Source organism: Microbacterium sp. A94 (assembly GCF_051842855.1).
Classification (GTDB): Bacteria; Actinomycetota; Actinomycetes; order Actinomycetales; family Microbacteriaceae; genus Microbacterium.
The window spans coordinates 73650-97206 of sequence record NZ_JBPXMU010000005.1 but is presented as its reverse complement, the minus strand read 5'-3'; the positions used below and the strand labels follow the sequence as shown (position 1 = coordinate 97206).

Sequence of the window (23557 nt, the reverse complement as noted above, 5' to 3'; positions counted from 1 at the left end):
TGTGGAAATCGACCGACACCTGTACCTGCGGAATCAGCGGGAGCTGAACAGCTCGCCGAGCAACGTGCGGCTGCGGACACCGGCATCCGCCAGCACGGTGCGCGCAGCGTGCCAGCCGGCCATGCCGTTCACCCCAGGACCGGGCGGGGTGGATGCTGACGCCAGATAGACGCCGCGCATCGGCGTGCGCCACGGCGCCGTCGATAGCACGGGGCGCCGGATCGCCTGCGGGATCGTGAATGCGCCGCCGAGGATGTCACCGCCGATGTTCGCCGGGTTGATCGCCTCTCGAGACGATGCGGGAACAGACGAATGCGCGAGGATCCGTTCGCGGAAACCCGGGGCGAATCGTTCGATCTGGCGGGTGATGAGCTCGGTGGCATCGAGATCCGACCCCTGCGGGACATGGATGTACGACCACAGCACCGCCTTGCCCTCCGGCGCTCTGGTGTCGTCGAGGACGGACGGCTGCACAGCGAGCACATACGGCCGGTCGCTGACGTGCCCCTTCGCCACAGCATTCTCGCTCGCCCAGACCTCGGCCTGCGTGCCGCCGACGTGCACGGTGGGGGACTGGGCGACCTGATCGTTCGTCCACGGCACCGGCCCATCGAGCGCGAAATCGACTTTTGCAGCCGCAGGGCCGTAGCGGTACGAGGCGATCGCTCGGGCATACCGGCTGGGGATATCCGGATGCGTGAGCGCAAGGCGCGGCGACGAGTTCAGCAGCAGCACATCGCCCCGCTCGGCGTCTCCCCAATCGAGTGCGGACAGATCAGTGATGCGCGTACCGGTCTCGACGCTGCCGCCATGCGCCTCGAGATCGGCGAGAAGGGCATCGGTGATCTTCTGGGCACCGCCGCGCGGGTACATCCAGCCGCCAGCGTGCGCCTGCGCGGCAAGCAGCAGACCTGCTGCCGCTCCCGCAAGCGATGGCAGCGGGGTGTTGGCATGTGCGAGCACCCCCGACATGAGAGCTGCCGCCTCATCCGTGCGGAATGACGAGCGCGCCAGCAGTGTGCCCTGGTCTAGCATCCGCAACGCGAAGCGCACTGCTGTGAGCGGGTCGCGGGGGATGCGCAGCATCTGGTTGCCGGTGAAGTCGACCACACCGTCGATGTGCTGGCTGAGCGGACGCAAGCGCGACAACCAGGCACGGCTGTCGACGCCCAGTCCCGCTGCAGTGCGTTCGATGTCGTGCCACGCGATGCCGGCGCGGCCGTTGTCGAGAGGGTGGGCGTACGAGATCTCCGGACGAATCCAGTCAACGCGCTCGGCTAACCCGAACGCTTGGAAGAACGGGGAAGCGAGGGACGCAGGATGCACGGACGAGCCGACGTCGTAGCGGAATCCGGAAAGCGTCGAATCGACAGTGCTCACACCGCCGCCGATCGTGTCGGATGCCTCCACAACGCGGACGTCATATCCTGCGCGTGCGAGCGTCACTGCTGCGGATAGCCCGTTCGGGCCGCTGCCGACGATGGTTGCCTGTGCCACACGCTCAGTCTTCCATGGGATCCTGAAGAAGATGAACGAAACTCAGGGGCCAACGCCCGCCGGCACATCCCGTCCCTACCGAAACCTCCCGGAGGCGCTGCGCGCGCACCGAATCGAACCTGCGAACCACGAGTTCATCACAGCGATCACGGATGCTGTTGGAATCTCGTCCTTCATCGACCGCGGTCGCTACATCGAAGCGGTCCGTCGCGACGGTGGCACCGCGTTGCACATCGGCAAGACCTACACCAATGGTTTCGCCGAAGACGAGCAGATCGTCGTCGGCTCCACAACGCTGCGCCTGCGGGCGAGCGAGGGCCGCGCGCCGTACTTCTACGTCACGCACCCCAGCGAATTCCGGCCGGTTGCACCGGCGGCATCGTCGCGCACACCGCGAAAGGCGGCAACGGCATCGTCAGAGCCGCGGGTGGCCCGCGTAGCTAAACCGATCGAGCGAGACTACGGCGTGTGCGATGTCTGCTTCATGGTGCGCACTGCCTCGGGCACCTGCAGCTGCTGAGCGACTATCGCTCGAGCCGCGTCTGAAGACGCCGTGAAACCTCCGCGAGCGGCATCGCGCGGGGGAACACGGCGACAACCATGTCGTCGGGGGCAGAGCCTGCGGCATCCGGGAACACGCCATAGCGACGGCGAGCATCGTCCAGTGCGTTCTGCAGCACAGACGGCGCCACCTTCTTCGTGCCCCGCAACAGTTGTCGCAGCACATGATTGTGCACCGCGGTGACGATGGCGGCGAAGCCGACGGCATCCAGAGGGTCGATTCCCGGCAGCGCACGACGCAGGTAGTCATCGAACAGCCGCTCGTAGCGGAACACAGTCACGATCTCTCGTTCGCGCAGTGCCGGTACTCGGCGGACGATCTGGTAGCGCAGCCTGGCCAGTTCCGGGTCGTGCGCGAAGTGCGAGAACACGTGCTGGGACGCTTGGCAGACGGCCTCCCACGGGTCGCTGTGCCCTTCGGCGAGGAACGCACGCAAATCTTCCAGCAGTGCCTCGTGGTCGGCGAAGACCACATCTTCTTTACCGCCGAACTGGCGGAAGAACGTTGATCGAGAGACTCCAGCCGCCTTGGCGATCTGTTCGACCGAGGTCTGGTCGAAGCCCTGCTCCTGGAACAGCTTCAGCGCGGCGGCCACGACGCCGGTGCGCGGTTCTGCGGTTTCATGCATAGCGAGAAGCCTAGACCGACGGGACCGCTCATCTAGAGGTAGTAAGATTTGATACTGGTCGATATCTCGACATCGAGAGACTTTCCGGACCGCAGCCCAGCGAAGGAAGCACAGTGGATCTGTACGAGTACCAGGCACGAGACCTTTTCGAGAAGTATGGGGTGCCGGTTCTCGCCGGCATCGTTGCTGACACCCCCGAGGAGGTGAAAGCAGCTGCGGAGAAGATTGGCGGCGTCGTCGTCGTCAAGGCTCAGGTCAAGGCCGGTGGCCGCGGCAAGGCTGGTGGCGTAAAGGTCGCCAAGACCCCCGACGAGGCATACGAAGCAGCAAAGACGATCTTCGGTCTCGACATCAAGGGCCACATCGTCAAGCGCGTCATGGTCGCCCAGGGTGCAGCCATCGCTGAGGAGTTCTACTTCTCTGTGCTGCTGGACCGTGCGAACCGTTCCTACCTGAGCCTCTGCTCGGTTGAGGGCGGCATGGAGATCGAAGAACTCGCTGTTGAGCGGCCCGAGGCGCTCGCTCGCATCGAGGTCGACCCGCTGACCGGCATCGACAAGGCCAAGGCCGTCGAAATCGCCCGGGCCGCGAAGTTCCCCGAAGACCTCATCGAGAAGGTCTCCGACGTCTTCGTCAAGCTGTACGAGGTGTACAAGGGTGAGGACGCGACGCTCGTCGAGGTCAACCCGCTCGTTCGCACCGAAGACGGCTCCATCATCGCCCTCGACGGCAAGGTCACGCTCGACGAGAACGCGTCCGAGATTCGTCACCCCGAGCACGAAGCGCTCGAGGACAAGGATGCTGCGGACCCGCTCGAGGCCAAGGCCAAGGAGTCGGGCCTGAACTACGTCAAGCTCGACGGCCAGGTCGGAATCATCGGCAACGGTGCGGGCCTGGTCATGTCGACGCTCGACGTCGTCGCCTACGCCGGTGAAAACCACGGTGGCGTGAAGCCTGCGAACTTCCTCGACATCGGCGGCGGCGCCTCGGCTGCTGTCATGGCTGCTGGCCTCGACGTCATTCTCGGTGACCCCCAGGTGAAGTCTGTTTTCGTCAACGTCTTCGGCGGCATCACCGCCTGCGACGCCGTCGCCAACGGCATCAAGGGCGCCCTCGAGACTCTGGGCGACACCGCCTCCAAGCCTCTCGTCGTCCGCCTGGACGGCAACCGCGTCGACGAAGGTCGCGCGATCCTCGCCGAGTACGCCCACCCGCTCGTCACCCTCGCCGCCACCATGGACGAGGGCGCTGACAAGGCCGCCGCGCTGGCGAACGCCTGAGACAGAAGGATTAGAGATATGTCGATCTTCCTGAACAAGGATTCCAAGGTCATCGTCCAGGGCATCACCGGAGGCGAGGGCACCAAGCACACCGCCCTCATGCTGAAGGCCGGCACCCAGGTCGTCGGTGGCGTCAACGCCCGCAAGGCCGGCACTGCCGTCTCGCACACCGATGCCGCAGGCAACCCGGTCGAGCTGCCCGTCTTCGCCTCTGTTGAAGAGGCCATGAAGGAGACCGGCGCTGATGTGTCGATCGCCTTCGTTCCCGGCGCCTTCACCAAGGACGCCATGATCGAGGCCATCGATGCCGAGATCCCGCTGCTCGTCGTCATCACCGAGGGTGTTCCCGTCGGCGACTCGGCGGAAGCCTGGGCGTACGCGAAGAGCAAGGGCAACAAGACCCGCATCATCGGCCCGAACTGCCCCGGCATCATCACGCCCGGTGAGGCACTCGTCGGCATCACGCCGGCGAACATCACCGGCAAGGGCCCGATCGGCCTCGTCTCGAAGTCGGGAACCCTGACCTACCAGATGATGTTTGAGCTGCGCGACCTCGGCTTCTCGACCGCCATCGGCATCGGCGGCGACCCCGTCATCGGCACCACGCACATCGACGCACTCGCTGCGTTCGAGGCCGACCCCGAGACCAAGGCAATCGTCATGATCGGTGAGATCGGTGGTGACGCTGAAGAGCGTGCCGCCGAATACATCAAGGCGAACGTCACGAAGCCGGTCGTCGGCTATGTCGCGGGCTTCACCGCTCCGGAGGGCAAGACCATGGGCCACGCAGGCGCCATCGTGTCGGGCTCTGCTGGCACCGCGCAGGCGAAGAAGGAAGCACTCGAGGCTGCTGGCGTCCAGGTCGGGAAGACCCCGTCCGAGGCGGCTGACCTCATGCGTGCAATCGTCGAGTCGCTCTAAGTACTAGACTGATAGTGAAGGCCCCGGGCTCCACCCTGGGGCCTTCACTTTTTCCCGTGCATCCACTCGTAAAGGGCAACGGGATGGTTCGTGATGATGCCGTCCACGCCCATCGCCGTCAGTGATTCCCAGTCCGGATCTGAATCATGAGTCCAGACGAAGACCCCGAGCTTGGCCTGGTGCGCGAGCGCGACGCCCTGGGCGCTGGCGCGGCTGGGGTTTACGGCATCCGCCCCGATCTTCTGCGCTGTCGCGATGGTGGACGGATCGAGTTTCTCAGTGAGCCAGCCCACCGGGAGTCGCGGTGCGAGCTCTGAGATGTTCGCGACGGTCTTCTTACTGAAGCTCTGCGTGATCACACGGCCGTCGAGACCCGCGGCGTCAAGCATCTCGACGGTGGTCTGAATGGCGGACTGAGACCAGGTGCCCTTGTACTCGATCATGACGTCCGTGCTGCTGTCGGCGATGTGAGATGCCACCTCGTCGAGTGTGGGGATCTTCGTGCCGGTGAAGGAATCGTCGAACCAGGAGCCCGCGTCCAGCGCACGCAGCTCCTCGATGGTCATCTCCGAGACCATGCCCGTCCCGTTCGTTGTGCGGTCCACCGTGCTGTCATGGATGACGACCGGTACACCGTCCTTCGACATGCGGATGTCGATTTCGATGTACTTGGCGCCGGCATCCGTCGTCGATGCGAACGCGGGCATCGTGTTCTCGGGTGCCACCGCTGAATCGCCTCGATGCGCGATGACGACCCCCGGCTGCCCGGGCTCGCGAAGCACCACGAGCGGCCGCAGGATGATCGTGTCAAGCGTCAGCAGCGAGGGTCTGTCGCTGGCGGACGAGTACGAAGTGCTGGCGTCGCTGGGGAACTGAGCGAGAGCGCCATGTGCGGGGGATGACAGTGCGCTGACGGCTGCCCACATGACAACCCAGACGGCTCCTGCGCACCACAGGCGTCGACGATGAACGCTCATGATCTGCATCCTGCCAGAGGCGAGCGTTCCCGTCGAGACCTTTTCGTTATATTTGGCGAACGCGGCGTGTGATCAGCCGCGGCCGGATGCCAGCACGGCGGACAACAGCAGATCAAGCGTCTCGTGTGCGCGGATGCGCGCCTCTGTATTGGTAGGGCGTTCGGAGAGCCAGAGCGCCAGCTCATTCATTGAGCCGGACAGTGCGGCGGTCAGCGCGTCGATCAGCGCCGGCGGGACTTCTGCCTCTGCCAGTCCCTCCCGCAGCTGCGTCGCTGGCCCATCGGCATCCAGCCGGCGCCACTCATCCCAGCTGAGCACGGCGGGTCCGTCGACGAGGAGCACGCGGGCTGCGGGGCCCTGCGTGATCGCGTCGAGAAAGGCGTGACTTCCCAGGCGGAGTGCGCTCATGGCATCCGCCCCGTCTGTTGAAGTGGCAATGGCGTCCGCGATCAGCTGCTGTTGCCCGGAGGCCACTGCGGTGAAGAGCCCGGGCTTCGAGGAGTAATGGTGGTAGACCGCTCCGCGCGTGACGCCGGCCGTGCGAGCGATGTCGTCGACAGCTGCCGCCGCGTAACCATGCTCGGCGAATTGAGCGGTAGCGACTTCGAGGATCCTTCGAGAGGTTTCGGCGGCTTCCGCCGCAGTTGTTCGAGCCATAACCTTCCCTTACGTGCGATGTGTATGTATCTTAGTATCCGCCAATACAAACACGATGAATGTAAGAGGAATGATGAACTTCTCCAGTTTTTACCCTGTGCTCATGGTCGACGACGTCGACACTGTTGCCCAGTTCTACCGCGACGTGCTCGGGTTCGATACGACGCTCGAGACTGATTGGTACGTAAGTCTGCGTTTTGACGGCGGCGAACTCGCGATTCTGAACCGCACGCACGAAACCATCCCCGAAGGCTTCCGCGACTCCGTGCGCGGTTTGCTGCTCAACGTGGAGGTGCCAGATGCTGCGGCCGAACACGTCCGCATGGTCGAGACTCTCGGCCTGCCGGAGCGCCTCTCTCTGCGCGACGAGGACTTCGGCCAGCGGCACTTCATCATCGAAGCACCGGGTGGAGTGCTCATTGACGTGATCGAGCCGATCGAACCGTCCGCAGAGTTCAGCGCGGCGTACGCGGGGGAATGACGCGTCTGCGCACGGCCACGCGTACGGCGACGATGATCAACAGCAGGACGGCCGCGAGAATGACCCACCATCCCGGGGCGATGGCGAGAGCGGAGAGGCTGAGCTGTTGCTGGGCGATCGTCGGTATCTCGGCCGAGGCCGTCGTTGCGATGACCGTCGGCGAGACCGACACCTCCACCGCGGTGAAGGGCGACCATGCAGAGAGCCCATCAACCGTTGCCTGCACATCAACGGCAGCCGCGGGAAGAAGCTCGGCGAGGCTGAGCAGGCCCGTCGAAGCATCCGGTGACGAGTACAGTTCGACGCCCGGGGCTGTGATCAGCTGCATAGCGGTGAGACGAGTATTGCCGGTGTTGCCGACCGCGTAGGAGACATCGGCGGAGGCCGACTCCCACGGCCAGAATCCGGTCGTCACCTCGAGTTGCGCCTGATCCAGCGACAGCCCGGCGGTGAGCTCTCCCGCGACTGTCACGGTGACCCGTGTCGCGTAGCGCATATCGACCGAGACGGTCTCGCCCGCACTGGCGAGCACCGTGAGCAGGGCAGCCGCGTGCTCGCCGGGCTGGGCATCCGCGGGCACGGCGACGCTGAACGGAATGCGGACGAGTTCACCCGGTGCGATGTGCACAGTGTCGACGGCCGGTGAAATCCACGCGCTGACGCCGTCGGCCACGGACTCGGTGGCGATGTCGAGGGCACCCGTGCCGTCGGTGAACGCGTCTGAGCCATGCACGGCGAGATCCAGTGCTGTCGCGCCGGAGTTGCGGACCAGTACGGCGTCATCGACGCGCGCGCCCGGGTCGAGGGCGTAGGCGAAGTTGCTGCGCTCCTCGCCGACGTCGGTGATCACCGGCGTCATGCTCCACGCGACCTGGCTGGCGGAGGATGCCAGGGAAGTGTCATCTGCGCGGGCGCTGAGCGCGGAGGTAGCTGTCGAAGTCAGGACGACGAGCGCTGCGGCAGCGACGGCGCCGAGCAGAAATCGGGAGCGGCGGATCAGACGGAGCATCGGGAGGCCTTTCGGATCGATAAGAGGGGAAGCGGGGTGCGGCCGCGAGGCCGCACCCCGCCGTTCATTACTGGATGACGGTCACCGTCAGGGTCGAGGCGTAGTCGCCTGCGGCCTGGCCGAGCGGCAGGCGCAGGGCGAGGTCGGCCGCGACAACCGCCGTGTCGACGCCCTTGAACTCGTCGCTCGGAGCCGAAACGAGCACGGCTGCGCTTGCGAGGCCGTTGCCGACGCCAGCCTCGACCGGGTCACCGGCAATGGCGCCAGCGCCCTCGGCCGTCAGACGCGGTGTCCAGCCGAGCGCGCTCGCCTCGAACGCGTCGTCCGCCGAGGCGAAGGCCGCGGCCTGGCCCGACAGAGTCCAGCTCGAGGAGGGGTTGGCGCGGGTGTCGGTGATCTCGATGTCGTTCAATACACCGGTGGCGACGTAGCTGTCACCGAGCTGCGTCGCTTCACCCAGCGACACGACATCCTGCGAGCTGAAGCGCCAGGTGAACTCGCCAGCCGGCTGGTTAGCCTCCGGGATGTTCACGTTGATGGCCTGCTCGTTGGGCACCGGCTCGGCGGGTGTACCGGGCTCTTCGACGACCGGAGGAGCCTGGTTGTAGCGTTGCATCCAGCCACGGAGTGCGTCGGGACGGTCAGTGATGATGCCGTCGACGCCCATGGCCGTCAGGGAGGCCCAATCGGCCGCGTTGTTCTTCGTCCACACGAAGACGCCGAGCTCGTGCTCGTGTGCCAGAGCGACGCTCTCCGCGGTCGCGTTGGAGGGGTTGATGGCATCCGCGCCGATCTGCTCGGCGGTCGCGATGATCGATGCGTCGATCCCACCGGTGAGCCAGCCGACCGGGAGGTCGGGTGCAACCGTGGCGAAGTTTGCGACCGTTGTAGCGCTGAAGCTCTGCGCGAGGACCTTGTTCTCGACACCGGCGGCTTCGATCATGTCGACCGTGAGCTGGGTGTCTTCGACATTCCACTCACCCTTGTACTCGATGACGACATCCGCCCCACCATTCGCGACATAGGTGAGCACCTCGTCGAACGTGGGGATCTTCGTACCGGCGAATGCAGGAGAGAACCAGGATCCGGCATCCAGCGCACGCAGTTCCTCAAGTGTCATGTTCGTCACCGAGCCGGTGCCATCAGTGGTGCGATCCACCGTGCCATCGTGGATGACCACGGGCACGCGGTCCTTGGAGAGGTACATGTCAATCTCGAAGTATTCGGCACCGGCACGAGTCGTCGAAACGAACGCCGGCATCGTGTTCTCCGGGGTCACGGTCGAGTTTCCACGGTGTCCGACGATGACGCCGGTTTCGCCGGGCTGACGGAGCGTGATCGGAGGCAGCGGGTCGATCTCGGTGAGCACGACGTTGTCATAACGCACGACCGAGTTGTTCGCGATCAGACCCTGCACGCCGTCCGCGGTGCGCACCAGCTGACGCGTGGTCATGATCTTCTTGTCGTCGATGTACCAGGTTCCGACGTTTCCGTTCACTTCGACGCGAAGGTGCGCCTGGGTGCCAATGCCGATGTCGCTGGCCGTGGAACCGGCGTCCGTGACATTCCAGTTGCCGGATGCATTGAGCTGTGCGAACTCGACGCCGTTGCCCGAGCTCGAGCCATTGCGCAGCGCTGCGTGCTGCCAGGGGCCGGAGCCATCGGCAGGGGCATCGATTACCAATGCCAGCCAGCGTGCGCTGTCCGCGGCCGATTCGAAGGTGATGTCGGCCTCGATCGCGAAGTTCTCGCGGTTTTCGCCGAACAGGATCTTGGCGTTACCGCCGGTGCCGTTACCGACGAGCTCGCCGTCCTTCACGCTCCAGGTTCCTGCGACGGCATTCCAGTTCTCCGGGATCGTGCCCGAGTCGAACGACTCGGAGAGGAAGACGCGATCATCCACGGGAACATCCGTGGCTGTCGGAGCTGATGTGGCTGCGTGCGCGATGCCCGGGGCGAGAACGCCCGCGAATACGGTGGTCGTGGCGACGCAGACAGCTCCGAGACGCGATAAGCGCGAACGGCGAATGGTCATGAGTGTTTCCTTCCAAGGGGAGAGGTTCGCCCGGGTGGGCGACTCCACTCAAGAAGGCGCGCACGTCGCGTCCCTGCCCGGAGCCCGACGTCTGGGACACCGTCGAGCGAAGACCTGGTGACGCGGACTGACAGTCGGCGGAAACGGTCACTGCGCGATGGCGCGCTCAGGCAGTCGAGCAGAATTCACGATGCTCAATGACGTGGCCGTTGCGAGGTAGCGGTCATCGCTGTACTCGAACGGCCTGCCATCGAAGGTGCGCGCGGAGCGCTGCACGCGCAGCAGAGGCGTGGTGCGGGTCACTCCGAGCAGGCGGGCGTCCTCTGGATCCGGCAGCACCGCCGAGATCAGGTGCTCGCCGTGAGCGAGCTGCGGCCCGTGCTCGCGCTCGACGACTTCCATGATCGAGCGGGCATCCGGCGGGAGCTGCGCGATGGTCTGCATGAGCCACTGCGGGAAGGTGGTGCGCTTGACCATCACCGGCGCATCGTCGAGGTACTGCAGCCGAGTGATGCGCAGCACTGGCCGCTGCGGGCTGATGGCGAGGGCCAGGGCCTCCTCCGGTGTCGCGCGGCCCTCGCAGCACAAGACCGTGCGTCCGCCTGGCTCGTGCCCGATCGCCTTCGCCCACTGCCCGAAGGAGCGCAGCTCCGTGACATCCTGGGCGAGCCGCTCCGGGTGCACGACCCAGCGTGTGCCCTGTCTCGACAATCGGCGGTGGGTGGCCTCGACGTGCTCGAGCGCCCGACGCACGGTGCCTCGCGCGACATCGAAGCGCGCCGCCAGTGCGGATTCACTGGGCAGTGCCTCGCCGATCGGAACTCGTCCCGAAGTGATGTCGGCGGTGAGCTCAGCGGCGATCTCGAGGTGCTTGGGACGGTGGGACCTGCGGCGTGGGTTCACGCTCCGAACCTGCCGGACACGGGTTAACGCGTGAAGCAGTTCCGGTGAAGTCTCGGAGATGCGACGAGGGACGGATGCCGTGGCATCCGTCCCTCGTCGTCAGGTGGTGGCGGCGTATCAGGCCACGCCGAAGAGTGCCTCGATCGGCCCGCGGGCGAAGAACAGCACGAAGCCGAAGCCGACGATCCACAGCAGCGGGTGGATGGTCTTCGCCTTGCCGGAGAACGCATTCACGATGATCCAGCTGACGAAGCCCGCACCGATGCCATTGGCGATCGAGTAGGTCATCGGCATCACGGTCGCCGTGAGGAACACCGGCAGCAGCACCCGGAAGTCGCTGAAGTCGATGTTCTTGATCTGCGCGAGCATCATCGCACCGACCAGCACCAGTGCTGCCGCGGCGACCTCACCGGGAACGATCGATGCGAGCGGGGTGAAGAACATCGCGAGCAGGAACATCAGGCCCGTGATGACGTTGGCAAAGCCCGTGCGGGCGCCCTCGCCGATTCCAGAGCCCGATTCGACGAACACCGTCGCCGACGAGGACGACGTGCCGCCTCCGACGATCGCGCCGACACCTTCGACGACCAGTGCCGACTTGATGCGCGGGAAGTCACCCTTCTTATCGGCCAGGCCCGCTTCGTTCGCGAGCCCCGTCATCGTGCCCATGGCGTCGAAGAAGTTCGAGAACACCAGGGTGAACACGAACATCACCAGTGCGACGACGCTCACCTTCGACAGGTCGAATCCGAAGTCAACCGCGCCGATCAGGCTGAGGTCCGGCATGCTCATGATGCCGCCGGCGAAACCGAAATCAAGACCGAACGGCCAGATGAGGTTGGCGATCGCCGCGAGCACCGTGCCGCCGACGAGGGCGATCAGGATCGCGCCCTTCAGGCGCACCGCGATGAGCACACCGCCGATAAGCAGGGTGATGACGAACAACAGAGTCGGCAGCGTGGCGACGGAGCCGCCGACACCGAGGTCGACCGGGGGAGACGGGTTCCCCGTCGCGGTGACGAAGCCAGCATTGACGAAGCCGATGAACGCGATGAACAGGCCGATTCCGACCGTGATCGCCAGCTTGAGCTGCACAGGAACAGCGTCGAAGATCATCTTGCGCAGGCCGGTCGCTGCCAGCAGTACGATGACGGCACCGTTGATGACCACCAGGGCCATCGCCTCCGGCCAGGTCACGGACCCGACGACGGAGAACGCCACGAAGGCGTTGATACCCAGGCCCGCGGCGAATGCGAACGGCAGACGCGTAACGATGCCGAACAGCAGCGTCATGACACCGGCTGTCAAGGCAGTGGCCGCCGCGACGGCACCACCATCGAGCACTGTGCCATCGACGTCGGGGGTGGAAAGTATGAGGGGGTTGAGGATCACAATGTAGGCCATCGTGACGAACGTCACCAGGCCGCCACGGACCTCCGTGCCGATCGTTGATCCGCGTTTGCTGATCTCGAAGAAGCGATCCAACGCGTTCTTCGGCTCAGCAGCGGGCTCAGCCGTCTGGTCAGTTGTGGTCGAGGGGGCAGTAGTCATCGGGTAAACCTCCTTGGAGACGATATCGTGTCGGCGACACCTCGCGCGTCCCCGCGAGGCAGTCAGGTTCTCGTCGTAGTCTCATGGAGTCATGCAACGCCTCCTCGTCGCGATTCTCGCCGCCGTCGACGCTGCCATCGCGGCGGCCGTCGGCCTCGCCGTGCTGCTCGCTCCGCTGACCCTGCTGTGGACTCTCGCGTTCGGAGTGACCGCCCAGTGGGGTGCGCTCTGGCCCGTCACTGGGACGCTCTGGCAGTTCGGCCACGGGGTGCCGATCAGTATTGCGATTCCGGATGCCGTCACCGCCGCCGTCGGTATCGCACCGGAGGCCGCGAACTTCGTGCTCTCACTGACGCCGCTGGCGTTCCTCCTCTTCACGCTGCTGTTCGCGGCCCGCTCCGGTGCCCGGGCTGCGCGATCCGGTGCCTGGATGCTGGGCGTGATCGCCGGGTCCGTCGCATTCGCTCTGATCGCAGCAGCGGTGGCTCTGACATCCAGGGCGGAGATTGCTGAGACGCCAGTGGCGCTCGCGATCCTGCTGCCCGCGGTCGTCTACGTCATCGGTACCGTCTTCGGCGCCGTCCGCTACGCCTGGCGAGAGGGCGACAACGGCCTGATCGACCGCTTGCACGACGCCGTCGACAGCTGGGGAGACTGGGGTGTCGTGCCGGTCGAGGCTCTTCGGGGCGCAGCCGCGGTGCTCGTCGGACTCACCGGTGTCGCCGGCCTCACTGTTGCGGTGGCGGTTGCCACGCGCGGGGGAGAGGTCGTCGCCCTTTTCGAAGCCGCGCGCGTCGATGCGACCGGCGCCACCGTGCTCACCCTCGGTCACCTCGCCTACCTTCCGACCATGCTCGTCTGGGCACTGGCCTGGATCGCTGGCCCCGGATTCTCGGTGGGGGTAGGCACTGCCGTATCGCCGGCGGGCACGGAACTCGGTGTTGTTCCGGGCCTGCCGATCTTCGGTCTGCTGCCGGAGGGCAGCTCGTTCTGGATGCTGATCGTCGTGCTGCTGCCGGTTGCCGCCGGCGCCTTCGCCGGCTGGATCATCCGATCCCGGCTCGTTTGGGAAGACGTGGCGCACGCGATCGCCCCGCGGGCTGTGATCGCGGTAAGCACCGCGGCACTGACAGCAGCGGTCACCGCTGTCGCCACGATGCTGGCATCCGGATCGATCGGACCAGGCCGGCTCGCGGAAACCGGACCGAATGTCGGAGCGATCACGCTGGCTGTGGGCATCGAAGTACTCATCGGTGCTGCGATCATGCTGCTCGCTCCCCGGCATCGGGACGAGCTCGCCGAGGAGCGCACCGATCGCTGGGTCGCCGAGATGGGCGCTTCGCCGACCTCGGATGCCGCCGACACCCAGCCGTTGGATGAGCACGGTTTCTTCGCGGACGGCAGTACTCCCACGCCCCGGTAGACTGGCGGGGTGCTCACGGTCGCCGTTCTCATCTCAGGCTCCGGCTCGAACCTCCGGGCTCTGCTCGAAGCTGCGAGCCACCCTGATTTTCCGGCCCGAATCGTCGTCGTCGGAGCGGATCGCGACGCCGAAGGGCTCGCGCACGCCGAAGCCTTCGGCATCCCGAGCTTCACCGTTCCGTTCCGTTCTTTCGACAACCGCGAAGCGTGGGGCGAAGAACTCGCTCGTCAGCTCGACGTCTGGACACCGGACCTCATCGTCCTCAGCGGTCTCATGCGCCTGCTGCCCGCGGCCCTTGTCGCGCGGTACGCGCCGCAGATCATCAACACCCATCCCGCATACCTGCCGGAGTTCCCCGGTGCCCACGGCGTTCGCGATGCGCTTGCCGCCGGAGTCACCCAGACCGGCGCCAGCGTCATCGTCGTCGATGACGGCGTCGACTCCGGGCCCATCCTCGCCCAGGAACGTGTTCCGGTGCAGGCAGATGACACTGAGCATGCCCTGCATGAACGCATCAAACCCGTCGAACGACGCCTGCTGATCGACGTGGTTCGCCGCGTCGCGACCGGCGAGCTCGTTCTGACTCATTGACCCCCGAACGTCCACAGCACGAAGGAGCACTCTTATGGCCGGTCCGAGCCACGATTCGTCCCTGTACCGCGAACGCGATGTCGTCGAGATCAAGCGTGCACTGGTTTCGGTGAGCGATAAGACCGATCTGCTCGTGCTGGCCGCGGCTCTCGCCGACGCCGGCATTGAGATCGTGTCGACCGGATCGACTGCGGCAACGATCCGCGACGCCGGCCACGAGGTCACCGATGTCGCCAGCGTCACCGGTATTGCCGAGATGCTCGATGGTCGTGTGAAGACGCTGCACCCCAGCATCCACGGCGGTCTGCTCGCTGACCTGCGTCTCGAGGACCACGAGCGTCAGCTCACCGAATTGGGCATCGCCCCGTTCGAGCTCGTCGTGGCGAACCTGTACCCCTTCGTGGAGACGGTCGCCTCCGGCGCCAGCGGCGACGACGTCATCGAGCAGATCGACATCGGTGGCCCCGCCATGGTGCGCGCCGCGGCCAAGAACCACGCCAACGTTGCGATCGTCGTCTCTCCGGAGTCGTACCCGGCGATCATCGAGTCGATCGGGGCCGGGGGGACCACCCTCACGCAGCGTCGTGAGCTCGCCGCGCGTGCCTTTGCGCACACCTCGTCATACGACACGGCTGTGGCCGCCTGGTTCGCCGAGCGCACCCTCAACGAGGGCGGCGAACTGCCTGAGCACCTCACCATCAAGGCCGAACGCCTCTCGACCCTCCGCTACGGCGAGAACTCGCACCAGCGCGGCGCCATCTACACCCGTGTGGGTGGCCACGGCATCGCGCAGGCCGTGCAGCTGCAGGGCAAGGAGATGTCGTACAACAACTATGTCGACGCCGATGCTGCGCTGCGCGCTGCGTTCGACATGGTCCTTCCGGCCGTCGCCATCGTGAAGCACGCGAACCCGTGCGGCATCGCGACCACCGCGCCCAACGCGCTCGACCCGATCGCCAGCGCCCACCTGCGTGCACACGAGTGCGACCCGGTGTCGGCGTACGGCGGCGTCATCGCCACCAACGGCACCGTGACGCTGAAGATGGCCGAGAACCTCAAGGACATCTTCACCGAGGTCATCGTCGCCCCGTCGTTCGAGCCGGCAGCACTGGAAGTGTTCAAGGCGAAGAAGAACCTGCGTCTGCTGCAGTTGCCCGATGACTGGCAGCAGGAGCGCATGGACGTGCGACTGGTCTCCGGCGGCCTGCTGCTGCAGGACGCGGACCGCTTCCCCGACGACATCCTCTCGGTGGCGAAGAACTGGGAGCTTGTCTCCGGTGAGCGTCCGGATGACTCGGAGCTGGAGAACATGATCTTCGCGTGGAAGGCCTGCCGCGCGGTGAAATCCAACGCGATCGTGCTCGCCAAGGGCAACGCGACTGTCGGCGTCGGCATGGGCCAGGTCAACCGCGTCGACTCGTGCCGCCTCGCGGTGGAGCGGGCCGGCAACCGTGCGGCTGGGGCTGTTGCGGCATCCGACGCGTTCTTCCCGTTCGCTGACGGTGCCCAGGTGCTCATCGATGCCGGTATCACCACGATCGTGCAGCCTGGTGGATCCGTGCGCGATGACGAAGTCGTCGCGGCGGCTAAGGCAGCGGGCGTGACCATGTTCTTCACGGGGGAGCGGCACTTCTTCCACTGATCCGCGGGCACAGTCGTGTCCGATTTCCGCGAGCCATCGGCGTGGGGGCGTGTCAGAGTGGAGGCATGGCATTCCCGACGATGAGTTTCGACGAGCGGTACCGTGCGATCGACGCACGGGACATCCGCTTCGACGGTCAGTTCGTCACCGCCGTGCACACCACGGGCATCTACTGTCGGCCCTCATGCCCCGCGCGTACCCCGAAGCGCGAGAACGTCAGCTTCTATCCGACGAGCGCAGCCGCACACGAGGCCGGGTTCCGCGCTTGCAAACGGTGCCTTCCCGAAGCTGCCCCGGGCTCGCCCGCCTGGGACCTGCGCGGTGACGTTGCCGCGCGGGCGATGCGTCTCATCGCCGACGGGGTAGTGGAACGCGAAGGCGTATCCGGTCTGTCCGCCCGCCTCGGGTACTCTTCCCGTCACCTCATTCGGCTGCTGACCACCCAGCTCGGTGCCGGACCGCTCGCCCTTGCCCGTGCGCATCGTGCTCATAATGCGCGGATGTTGCTGGTCGGCACGGATCTTCCCATCTCGGACATCGCGTTCTCGGCCGGGTTCGCCAGCGTCCGCCAGTGCAACGACACGATTCGTGAGGTGTTCGGGCTGACGCCGACTGAGCTCAGAGCGCGTCGCCATCCGGCAAGCGCCATCGCAGTACCCGTACTCGGTGAGATCGACCTTCTCCTTCCGCATCGTGAGCCGATGGATGCCGCCGACATCTTCGCTTGGATGAACGCACGAGCCATCCCCGGAGTGGAGACGAGCACGGCGACCTCGTTCGCGCGCAACCTGCGGATGGCAGGGGGGCCTGCGTGGTTCGAGGTGCGACAGGATGAGACCGGTCGCCTGCGCCTTCGGGCTCGTGTCGCGCACCTCAGCGACCTGGCGCCTCTCGTCTCGACAGCTCGGCGGATCTTCGACCTCGATGCTGACCCTGTCGCCGTCGATTCCGCACTCTCCGCGCATCCGCTGCTTGCTCCGTTGGTCGCCAGAGTCCCCGGCATCCGCGTGCCCGGCGCCGCTGATCCGCATGAAATGCTCATCCGGGCGATGGTGGGCCAGCAGATCACCGTCGCCGCCGCACGCACGGCGCTGACGGCGCTCGCCGCGGCTCTCGGAGAGGATGCAGCAAGCCCCGCAGCCGATGACGGCCCCGGCCTTCTCTTCCCGACCATGGCGGCGATCGCCGAGCACGGTGCCGAGGTGCTGCGCGGGCCCGCAGCGCGCATCCGTGCGATCACCGGTGCTGCCGCAGCACTCGCGGACGGTTCCTTGACGCTCACCGTCGGCGACGATCGCGTCGCTCAGCGCGAGGTGCTGCTCGCCAGGTCGGGCATCGGACCCTGGACCGCTGACTACGTCCGGATGCGCGTACTCGGCGACCCCGATGTCTTCCTGCCCGGCGACGTCGCTGTTCGTGCCGGGGCTGCGGCTGCTGGCATCCCGTCAGACCCTGCCCCGCTCACGGCGTGGGCAGAACAGATCGCGCCCTGGCGCAGCTACCTCACCGCGCACCTGTGGCGGGCGGCCCCCGTGCGAACCTCCCAACGAAAGGCCGACTCATGACCGCGTTCATTGAGACTCTCCAGACCCCGGATGGCGCATTCACCCTGCTGGTCGACGCACGGCAGCACGTGCTCGCGTCCGGGTGGACACACGACCATGTCGCAATCCTGAATCGTCTGCCCGAACACGCACGACCCACCGCGGTGCGCGAGCACGATACGGATGCGGCATCCATCGTCCGTGCGTACTACGACGGGGATCTGGCGGCGATCGATTCCGTCGCCGTACGTCAGATCGGCACGGGACTGCAGCAGGCGGGGTGGGAGGCTCTGCGGCGAATCGCACCGGGCGAACCGCTCACCTACACATCCTTTGCCGCAGCCCTGGGCAATCCGCGCGCGGTGCGCGCTGCGGCATCCATCTGCGCACGCAATGCTCCGGCGCTGTTCGTCCCTTGCCATCGCGTGCTGCGCTCGGACGGCTCGCTGGGCGGTTTCGCTTGGGGGCTGCCGGTGAAACAGAGTCTGCTGGCGCGCGAGCGGGAGTTCAGCTCACGCTGACGTCGGCTGCGGTGCGGGCGCTTCCTCATCGATGTCGCTGATGAACGCGACCGCGGCATAGATGAGCTTGGAGAAGTCGACCACCTCGTCACGCATAGCGGTGTTATCGACGACATACGCGAGCATGACCGGAAAGTCCTTCATCCCGGCGTGCGGGTGCGCACCGGCGAGACGTGCCGCGAACACGATTCCGAACACGCGCAGGTCGACGGTGCCGTCCTCGTGAATCGTGATCAACTGGGGATCTGCAGCATCCGGATTCACGCCTGCTTCGCCGAGCGCCGTCAGCGACGTGCGGTAAGTGAGTGCCTCATCGAGCACAGCGAAGAAGTAATCGGTGCGATCCGGCCCCGATGCCTGACGAAGCAACCGCGCTTCAGCGGGCAACTGTGCCGCCAGATCTTCGGGCCCGATGTCGATGCTTTCAATGCGCAAACGAGAACTCATGTGCTCAGCCTAGGGGCGACAGAAAATACTGCTTGCCTTCAGCAAGCTCACAGCCATAGGCTGGAGGGCTGTCGCGCAGACCGGGCGACGATGTCGAGCTTGAGGAGGACACCATGATTTCGATCGCCATCGCGCCGATCACCGTTCTGGGCTCGAACCTGGCTGGTCTTCCCCGCTAGCACAGCCGCGTTTTTCCCGGGGGTTTGCACACCACAGGTGTGCCCCGCTCCTTCCCTTCCGCAACTCCACTCATTGAGAGTCATGTCTTCCTCGTCGTCATCGCAAAGATCATCCGCTTCGCTGTCCACCCCCGCCGCCCTGTGGCGGCTCAAGCCATTCGTCCGTCCCGTCATCTGGCGTCTCGCCGGGGGCGCGGCTAGCGCGCTCGGCGCGGCCGTCATCGCGCTGATGATCCCCATCGTGCTCGAACAGATCGTGCGCGGTCCGATCGAGTCCGGTGACGTCAACCTCATCGCGCTCGGCGCTCTCGCCGTTCTTGCGCTCGGAATCGGTGAGGCCGTGATGGTGTGGCTTCGCCGCTGGTTCATCCTCAAGCCCTCCACCGAGGTCGAGTTCCAGATGCGCTCCCAGCTTTACTCGCGCCTGCAGCGACTGCCCGTGGCCTTCCACGATCGGTGGCAGTCGGGTCAGCTGCTCAGCCGCATGATGCAGGACATCGGCCTCATTCGTCGCTGGTTGGCTTTCGGTTTGATCCTGCTGGTCGTGAACATTCTCACGATCGCTATCGGCTCGGTACTGCTGTTCCGCTGGCACTGGCTGCTGGGGGTCATCTTCCTGGTCACGGGCATCCCGATGTGGATTCGCGGCTACCTGTTCGAAAAGCGCTACGGCGTACTGACCCGCCGCAGCCAAGACCAGGCGGGAGACCTGGCCACCAGCGTCGAGGAGAGCGTGCATGGCATCCGGGTACTCAAGGCGTTCGGCCGCGGCAAGCACGCGCTGAATCGCTTCACCGGGCAGGCAGAAACCCTGCGGGAAACCGAGATGAGCAAGGCGCATTCGGTGGGCGGGCTCTGGTTCTTCCTCGACCTGATGCCGCAGATCGCTTTCGGGGTGAGCCTGATGTCGGGAATCTGGCTGATCTCGCAGGGGATGATCGAACTGCCGGAGCTGTTTGCGTTCTTCGCGATGGCGACCGTGCTGCGGTGGCCGATCGAGTCGATCGGGTTCCTGTTCTCGTTCATGCTGGATGCCCGAACCGCAACCGACCGCGTGTTCGACATCTTCTCCGAGGAGAACAGCATCACCGACCCGGACAACCCGGTGCACATCGACGAGCCGCGCGGCGAGCTGGTGTTCGAAGCAGCGCACTTCCGCTATCAGGATGCCGGTGCTGCAGAGCGCGACCTGCTCGACGGGATCGACCTGGTGCTGCGACCTGGCGAGACGATGGCGCTGGTGGGACTCACCGGCAGCGGCAAGACCACGCTGACGACGTTGCCCACCCGCCTGTACGACGTGACCGGCGGGCGCGTGCTGCTTGACGGCGTCGACGTGCGCGACCTGCCCCTGGCAGAGCTGCGCCGGCACATTGCGATGGCGTTCGAGGACGCGACTCTGTTCTCCGCATCCGTTCGGGAGAATGTGCTGCTGGGGCGCGCCGAACTCGATATCCACAGTGCGGAGGGTGAGCGCGTGCTGCGTGAAGCCCTCGACGTTGCGCAGGCGAGTTTCGTGGACTCCCTGCCTGACGGCGTGGAGACCGTGATCGGGGAAGAAGGCCTCAGCCTCTCGGGAGGCCAGCGTCAGCGGCTCGCCCTGGCGCGTGCCGTCGCCGCTGCACCCAAGGTGCTGGTGCTCGATGACCCGCTGTCGGCACTGGACGTCGACACCGAGGCTCTTGTCGAAGAAGCGCTGCGTCATGTGCTCGCCGAGACCACAGCGATGATCGTGGCCCACCGGCCTTCCACCGTGGCGCTCGCCGACCGGGTGGCGCTGCTGGAGAGCGGCCGCATCACCGCCGTGGGAACGCACTCCGAGCTGCTGAAGACCAGCAGACACTACCGACATGTGATCTCCAGTCTGGAAGCGGAAGAGGCAGCGCGCACTGGAGCGATCCCGATCATCACCGATGAGGACCTCGCAGCGACCGAGAAGGAGGTGCAGGCATGAGCGCCGCACTGACGGGAACACAGGATGAGGACCGTTCCAACTACACGCGAGAAGAGAGTAAGGCGATCCGCCGGCGTTCGCTGCGGCTGCTCGGTTCGCTCGTGTCTCCGCTGCGCGCGCAGATCGTGCTCGCAGCATCCGTGCTGGTGATCTCGACGGCCCTGCAGGTCGCAGGCCCCATCCTCATCAGCGTCGGGCTGGACTGGGCGCTGCCGCAGGTGCTGAAGAACGCGAACTGGATGCCGACATTCACGATCGGGTTCATCTACCTGTTCGCCGGTGCCGCAGCTGCAGCGCTGATCGGGTGGTATGTGGTCGTGGCCGCGCGCATCACCCAGGCAGTGCTCATTGATCTGCGCAAGCGAATCTTCCTGCACACGCAGCGACTGAGCCTGGAGTTCCACGAGACGTACACGTCCGGGCGCATCATTTCGCGCCAGACGAGCGACCTCGATTCGATTCGTGAACTGCTTGACGGTGGTCTGAACAACCTCGTCTCTGGTGTGCTGTTCGGAGCGTTCACCTTCATCGCGCTGATCGTGTGGGACTGGGAATCGGGCGTGATCCTGCTGCTGGCGGGAGTGCCGCTGTTCTTGCTGATGCGCTGGTTCTACTCGCGCTCGCAGCTGATCTTCCGGGAGTCGCGGGTCATCAGTGCCCGGGTCATCGTGCAGTTCGTGGAGACCATGACCGGCATCCGCGCGGTCAAGGCGTTCCGCAAGGAGCCGCGCAATGATGTCGCCTTCCAGAAGGTCGCCGGTGACTACCGGGATGTGAACCGTCGCTCGATGCTGCTGTTCGGCACGTTCGAGCCCGGGCTGATGGGCGTGGCCGCGCTCACCCTCGGACTGGTCGTGCTGTGGGGAGGCATCCGTGTCGCCGATGGTGCGCTGACGGTTGGAGTTCTGCTTTCTGCAGTTCTGTACGTGCGCAACTTCTTCGCGCCCATGCAGGAGATCGCGATGTTCTTGAACTCCTACCAGTCCGCCACCGCGGCGCTGGAGAAGGTATCCGGTGTGCTCGACGAGGTGCCGACGGTTCCGGACCCCGACAAGCCCATCGACCTCTGGGAATCACGCGGACACGTCAACTTCGACGAGGTCACCTTCGGATACTCGGGGGAGAAGACCATCCTGCCGAACTTCTCACTCGACATCCCGGCCGGGCAGACGATCGCGCTGGTGGGGACCACCGGTGCCGGCAAGTCGACGCTGGCGAAGCTCATCTCGCGGTTCTACGATCCCACCGTCGGGCGTGTGACGCTGGACGGCGTCGATCTGCGCTCGCTGCATCCGAAGGATCTGCGCCGGGCCATCGTGATGGTCACGCAGGAGGCCTACCTGTTCAGCGGTACGGTCGCGGACAACATCGCGCTCGGAAAACCGGATGCCACCCTGGAAGAGATTCAGGCGGCAGCGCGTGCGGTCGGTGCGGATGCGTTCATCTCGGCGCTTCCGGACGGCTACAACTCCGATGTGAACAAACGCGGCGGTCGCGTTTCGGCGGGGCAGCGTCAGCTGATCTCGTTCGCGCGAGCGTTCCTCGCCGATCCCGCAGTGCTGATCCTCGATGAGGCCACGGCATCGCTGGACATTCCGTCGGAGCGGCTCATCCAGGACGCGCTACAGACGCTGCTGGCCGATCGAACAGCGATCATCATCGCGCACCGGCTGTCGACAGTCGCCATTGCCGATCGGGTGCTGGTGATGGAGCACGGGAAGATCATCGAGGATGACACGCCTGATGCGCTCATCCGCGGCACCGGCAAGTTCGCGCAGCTGCACGCCGCGTGGCAGCAGACGCTCGTCTAGCGGCCTCTAACTTTGGCGGGGCAGAGGAACTTTGGCGGCCACATCTTCGGATGCTGGCCGCCAAAGTTGCAATTGACCGTAGAAGTTGGCTGGTATCAGGCGGGGCGCAGGTGCAGACCGCGTGCGATCGCGGCGGCAATGGTGGCTTCGACATAGGCCCAATCATGAATGACCTGCGCATAGGTGAAGCGCAGGACGGTGTAGCCGCGCAGACGCAGCTGAGCATCGTGCCTGACATCACGGGTGCGATCGGCCGAGGAAGAGTGAAACGCGAACCCGTCGAGTTGGACGACCAAGTGCGTGCCGATCAGCACGTCGACGTTGTGTCCGGCCAGTCGAACCTGCTGTCTGATCGGGACTCCCCACGTGCTCAGTCGTACGACGAACACGGTCTCCAGCCCCGAGTCGGACAGGCCGGTGACCGCATTCGCACACGCGCGGGACGCGGCATCCGGCCAGCGGACAGTGCGCAACGATTCCGGGTCGAGCCGTTCGGCTTTGGCCGCGGATTCCCAGACGGACACGGCATCCTCGTAGGCCAAGCACTGCGCGTGATGGGCGAGTGCATCTTCTACGGATGCTTCAAGCACGCGGTTTCCGCGATCCACGAGCGGCTTGGCCCAGTGCAGAACGGCGTCCGCAGTCAATCGGTGCGCGTTGGTCCCGACGTGCAGATGAAGCCGGGCCGAGGCTCCGTCTGGAATCCACCAACCGCGCTGGCGAGCGAGGGACAGACAGGTCAGTCGGCCGGTAGCCGCGGCGGCCGCCACCAGCTCGCGCGGAGCCGAAGCCAGCGCGATCCAGCTCGCGCGGATGCGGCGGACGTGCCCCGCCCGAATAGCTGCGCGGACATGGGTCGGCGAGAACCCTGCCGCACGAGCATCCGCTCGATGGCCGATGCCGTTGCGGTCGCTGAGCCAGGTGATCAGATCCATGTGAACACC

Annotated in this window: 21 protein-coding genes; 11 read left to right on the top strand and 10 right to left on the bottom strand. The window is 65.6% G+C overall.

The window, feature by feature from the left end:
• Window positions 1-33 precede the first annotated feature (33 nt).
• Window positions 34-1497 carry a phytoene desaturase family protein gene (locus ACSU1L_RS13385; protein WP_439256111.1) on the bottom strand — a complete coding sequence of 488 codons (1464 nt, stop codon included), beginning with the start codon at window positions 1495-1497 and terminating at the stop codon, window positions 34-36.
• Window positions 1498-1528: 31 nt separating this feature from the next.
• On the opposite strand from ACSU1L_RS13385, the gene ACSU1L_RS13380 reads away from it, so the two are divergent.
• Window positions 1529-2017 (top strand): hypothetical protein, encoded by a 489-nt coding sequence (locus ACSU1L_RS13380; protein WP_438253162.1) that lies wholly within the window; start codon window positions 1529-1531, stop codon window positions 2015-2017.
• Window positions 2018-2021: 4 nt separating this feature from the next.
• On the opposite strand, the gene ACSU1L_RS13375 is transcribed toward ACSU1L_RS13380, so the two are convergent.
• Window positions 2022-2687 carry a TetR/AcrR family transcriptional regulator gene (locus ACSU1L_RS13375; protein WP_438253163.1) on the bottom strand — a complete coding sequence of 222 codons (666 nt, stop codon included), beginning with the start codon at window positions 2685-2687 and terminating at the stop codon, window positions 2022-2024.
• A gap of 113 nt (window positions 2688-2800) precedes the next feature.
• Between ACSU1L_RS13375 and sucC the strand changes: the two genes are divergently transcribed.
• Window positions 2801-3967: an ADP-forming succinate--CoA ligase subunit beta gene (gene sucC, locus ACSU1L_RS13370; protein ID WP_438253164.1), complete on the top strand. Its 1167-nt coding sequence runs from the start codon at window positions 2801-2803 to the stop codon at window positions 3965-3967.
• 18 nt (window positions 3968-3985) lie between these two features.
• Window positions 3986-4888, top strand: coding sequence for a succinate--CoA ligase subunit alpha (gene sucD / locus ACSU1L_RS13365; RefSeq protein ID WP_438253165.1), 903 nt, complete (start codon window positions 3986-3988; stop codon window positions 4886-4888).
• 44 nt (window positions 4889-4932) lie between these two features.
• On the opposite strand, the gene ACSU1L_RS13360 is transcribed toward sucD, so the two are convergent.
• Window positions 4933-5865: a glycerophosphodiester phosphodiesterase gene (locus ACSU1L_RS13360; RefSeq protein WP_438253166.1), complete on the bottom strand. Its 933-nt coding sequence runs from the start codon at window positions 5863-5865 to the stop codon at window positions 4933-4935.
• 72 nt (window positions 5866-5937) lie between these two features.
• Window positions 5938-6522, bottom strand: a complete 585-nt coding sequence (locus ACSU1L_RS13355; RefSeq protein ID WP_438253168.1) for a TetR/AcrR family transcriptional regulator — start codon at window positions 6520-6522, stop codon at window positions 5938-5940.
• A gap of 103 nt (window positions 6523-6625) precedes the next feature.
• On the opposite strand from ACSU1L_RS13355, the gene ACSU1L_RS13350 reads away from it, so the two are divergent.
• A complete protein-coding gene (locus ACSU1L_RS13350; RefSeq protein WP_439256110.1) occupies window positions 6626-7003 on the top strand; it encodes a VOC family protein in 378 nt (125 codons plus the stop codon).
• Here the strand turns inward: ACSU1L_RS13350 and ACSU1L_RS13345 are convergent.
• From ACSU1L_RS13345 to ACSU1L_RS13330, 4 genes are all read right to left on the bottom strand, one after another.
• Window positions 6978-8012 carry a hypothetical protein gene (locus tag ACSU1L_RS13345; protein WP_438253170.1) on the bottom strand — a complete coding sequence of 345 codons (1035 nt, stop codon included), beginning with the start codon at window positions 8010-8012 and terminating at the stop codon, window positions 6978-6980. The genes ACSU1L_RS13350 and ACSU1L_RS13345 overlap by 26 nt on opposite strands.
• A 67-nt stretch (window positions 8013-8079) precedes the next feature.
• Window positions 8080-10047 (bottom strand): glycerophosphodiester phosphodiesterase, encoded by a 1968-nt coding sequence (locus ACSU1L_RS13340; RefSeq protein WP_438253171.1) that lies wholly within the window; start codon window positions 10045-10047, stop codon window positions 8080-8082.
• 147 nt (window positions 10048-10194) lie between these two features.
• Entirely contained in the window at window positions 10195-10950 is a 756-nt protein-coding gene (locus tag ACSU1L_RS13335; RefSeq protein ID WP_438253172.1) for a GntR family transcriptional regulator, read from the bottom strand.
• 117 nt (window positions 10951-11067) lie between these two features.
• A complete protein-coding gene (locus ACSU1L_RS13330) occupies window positions 11068-12501 on the bottom strand; it encodes an NCS2 family permease (protein ID WP_438253173.1) in 1434 nt (477 codons plus the stop codon).
• Between the two features lie 91 nt (window positions 12502-12592).
• On the opposite strand from ACSU1L_RS13330, the gene ACSU1L_RS13325 reads away from it, so the two are divergent.
• The 5 genes from ACSU1L_RS13325 (at window position 12593) to ACSU1L_RS13305 (ending at window position 18222) form a co-directional block, all read left to right on the top strand.
• Window positions 12593-13924 (top strand): cell division protein PerM, encoded by a 1332-nt coding sequence (locus ACSU1L_RS13325; RefSeq protein ID WP_438253174.1) that lies wholly within the window; start codon window positions 12593-12595, stop codon window positions 13922-13924.
• 9 nt (window positions 13925-13933) lie between these two features.
• Entirely contained in the window at window positions 13934-14515 is a 582-nt protein-coding gene (purN, locus tag ACSU1L_RS13320; protein WP_439256109.1) for a phosphoribosylglycinamide formyltransferase, read from the top strand.
• 34 nt (window positions 14516-14549) lie between these two features.
• Entirely contained in the window at window positions 14550-16157 is a 1608-nt protein-coding gene (purH, locus tag ACSU1L_RS13315) for a bifunctional phosphoribosylaminoimidazolecarboxamide formyltransferase/IMP cyclohydrolase (protein ID WP_439256108.1), read from the top strand.
• Between the two features lie 65 nt (window positions 16158-16222).
• Window positions 16223-17722, top strand: coding sequence for a DNA-3-methyladenine glycosylase 2 family protein (locus ACSU1L_RS13310; RefSeq protein WP_439256107.1), 1500 nt, complete (start codon window positions 16223-16225; stop codon window positions 17720-17722).
• Window positions 17719-18222 carry a methylated-DNA--[protein]-cysteine S-methyltransferase gene (locus ACSU1L_RS13305; protein WP_438253179.1) on the top strand — a complete coding sequence of 168 codons (504 nt, stop codon included), beginning with the start codon at window positions 17719-17721 and terminating at the stop codon, window positions 18220-18222. The genes ACSU1L_RS13310 and ACSU1L_RS13305 overlap by 4 nt, the downstream gene beginning before the upstream one ends.
• Here ACSU1L_RS13305 and ACSU1L_RS13300 read toward each other — a convergent pair.
• Complete coding sequence (locus ACSU1L_RS13300) at window positions 18214-18669, bottom strand: hypothetical protein (RefSeq protein ID WP_438253180.1); 456 nt, start codon at window positions 18667-18669, stop codon at window positions 18214-18216. The genes ACSU1L_RS13305 and ACSU1L_RS13300 overlap by 9 nt on opposite strands.
• Window positions 18670-18930: 261 nt before the next feature.
• Here ACSU1L_RS13300 and ACSU1L_RS13295 point away from each other — a divergent pair, with 261 nt between their 5' ends.
• Window positions 18931-20802, top strand: a complete 1872-nt coding sequence (locus ACSU1L_RS13295; protein WP_439256106.1) for an ABC transporter ATP-binding protein — start codon at window positions 18931-18933, stop codon at window positions 20800-20802.
• Window positions 20799-22613, top strand: coding sequence for an ABC transporter ATP-binding protein (locus tag ACSU1L_RS13290; protein ID WP_439256105.1), 1815 nt, complete (start codon window positions 20799-20801; stop codon window positions 22611-22613). The genes ACSU1L_RS13295 and ACSU1L_RS13290 overlap by 4 nt, the downstream gene beginning before the upstream one ends.
• Window positions 22614-22708: 95 nt before the next feature.
• On the opposite strand, the gene ACSU1L_RS13285 is transcribed toward ACSU1L_RS13290, so the two are convergent.
• Window positions 22709-23548, bottom strand: a complete 840-nt coding sequence (locus tag ACSU1L_RS13285; RefSeq protein WP_439256104.1) for an endonuclease domain-containing protein — start codon at window positions 23546-23548, stop codon at window positions 22709-22711.
• Window positions 23549-23557: the final 9 nt, after the last annotated feature.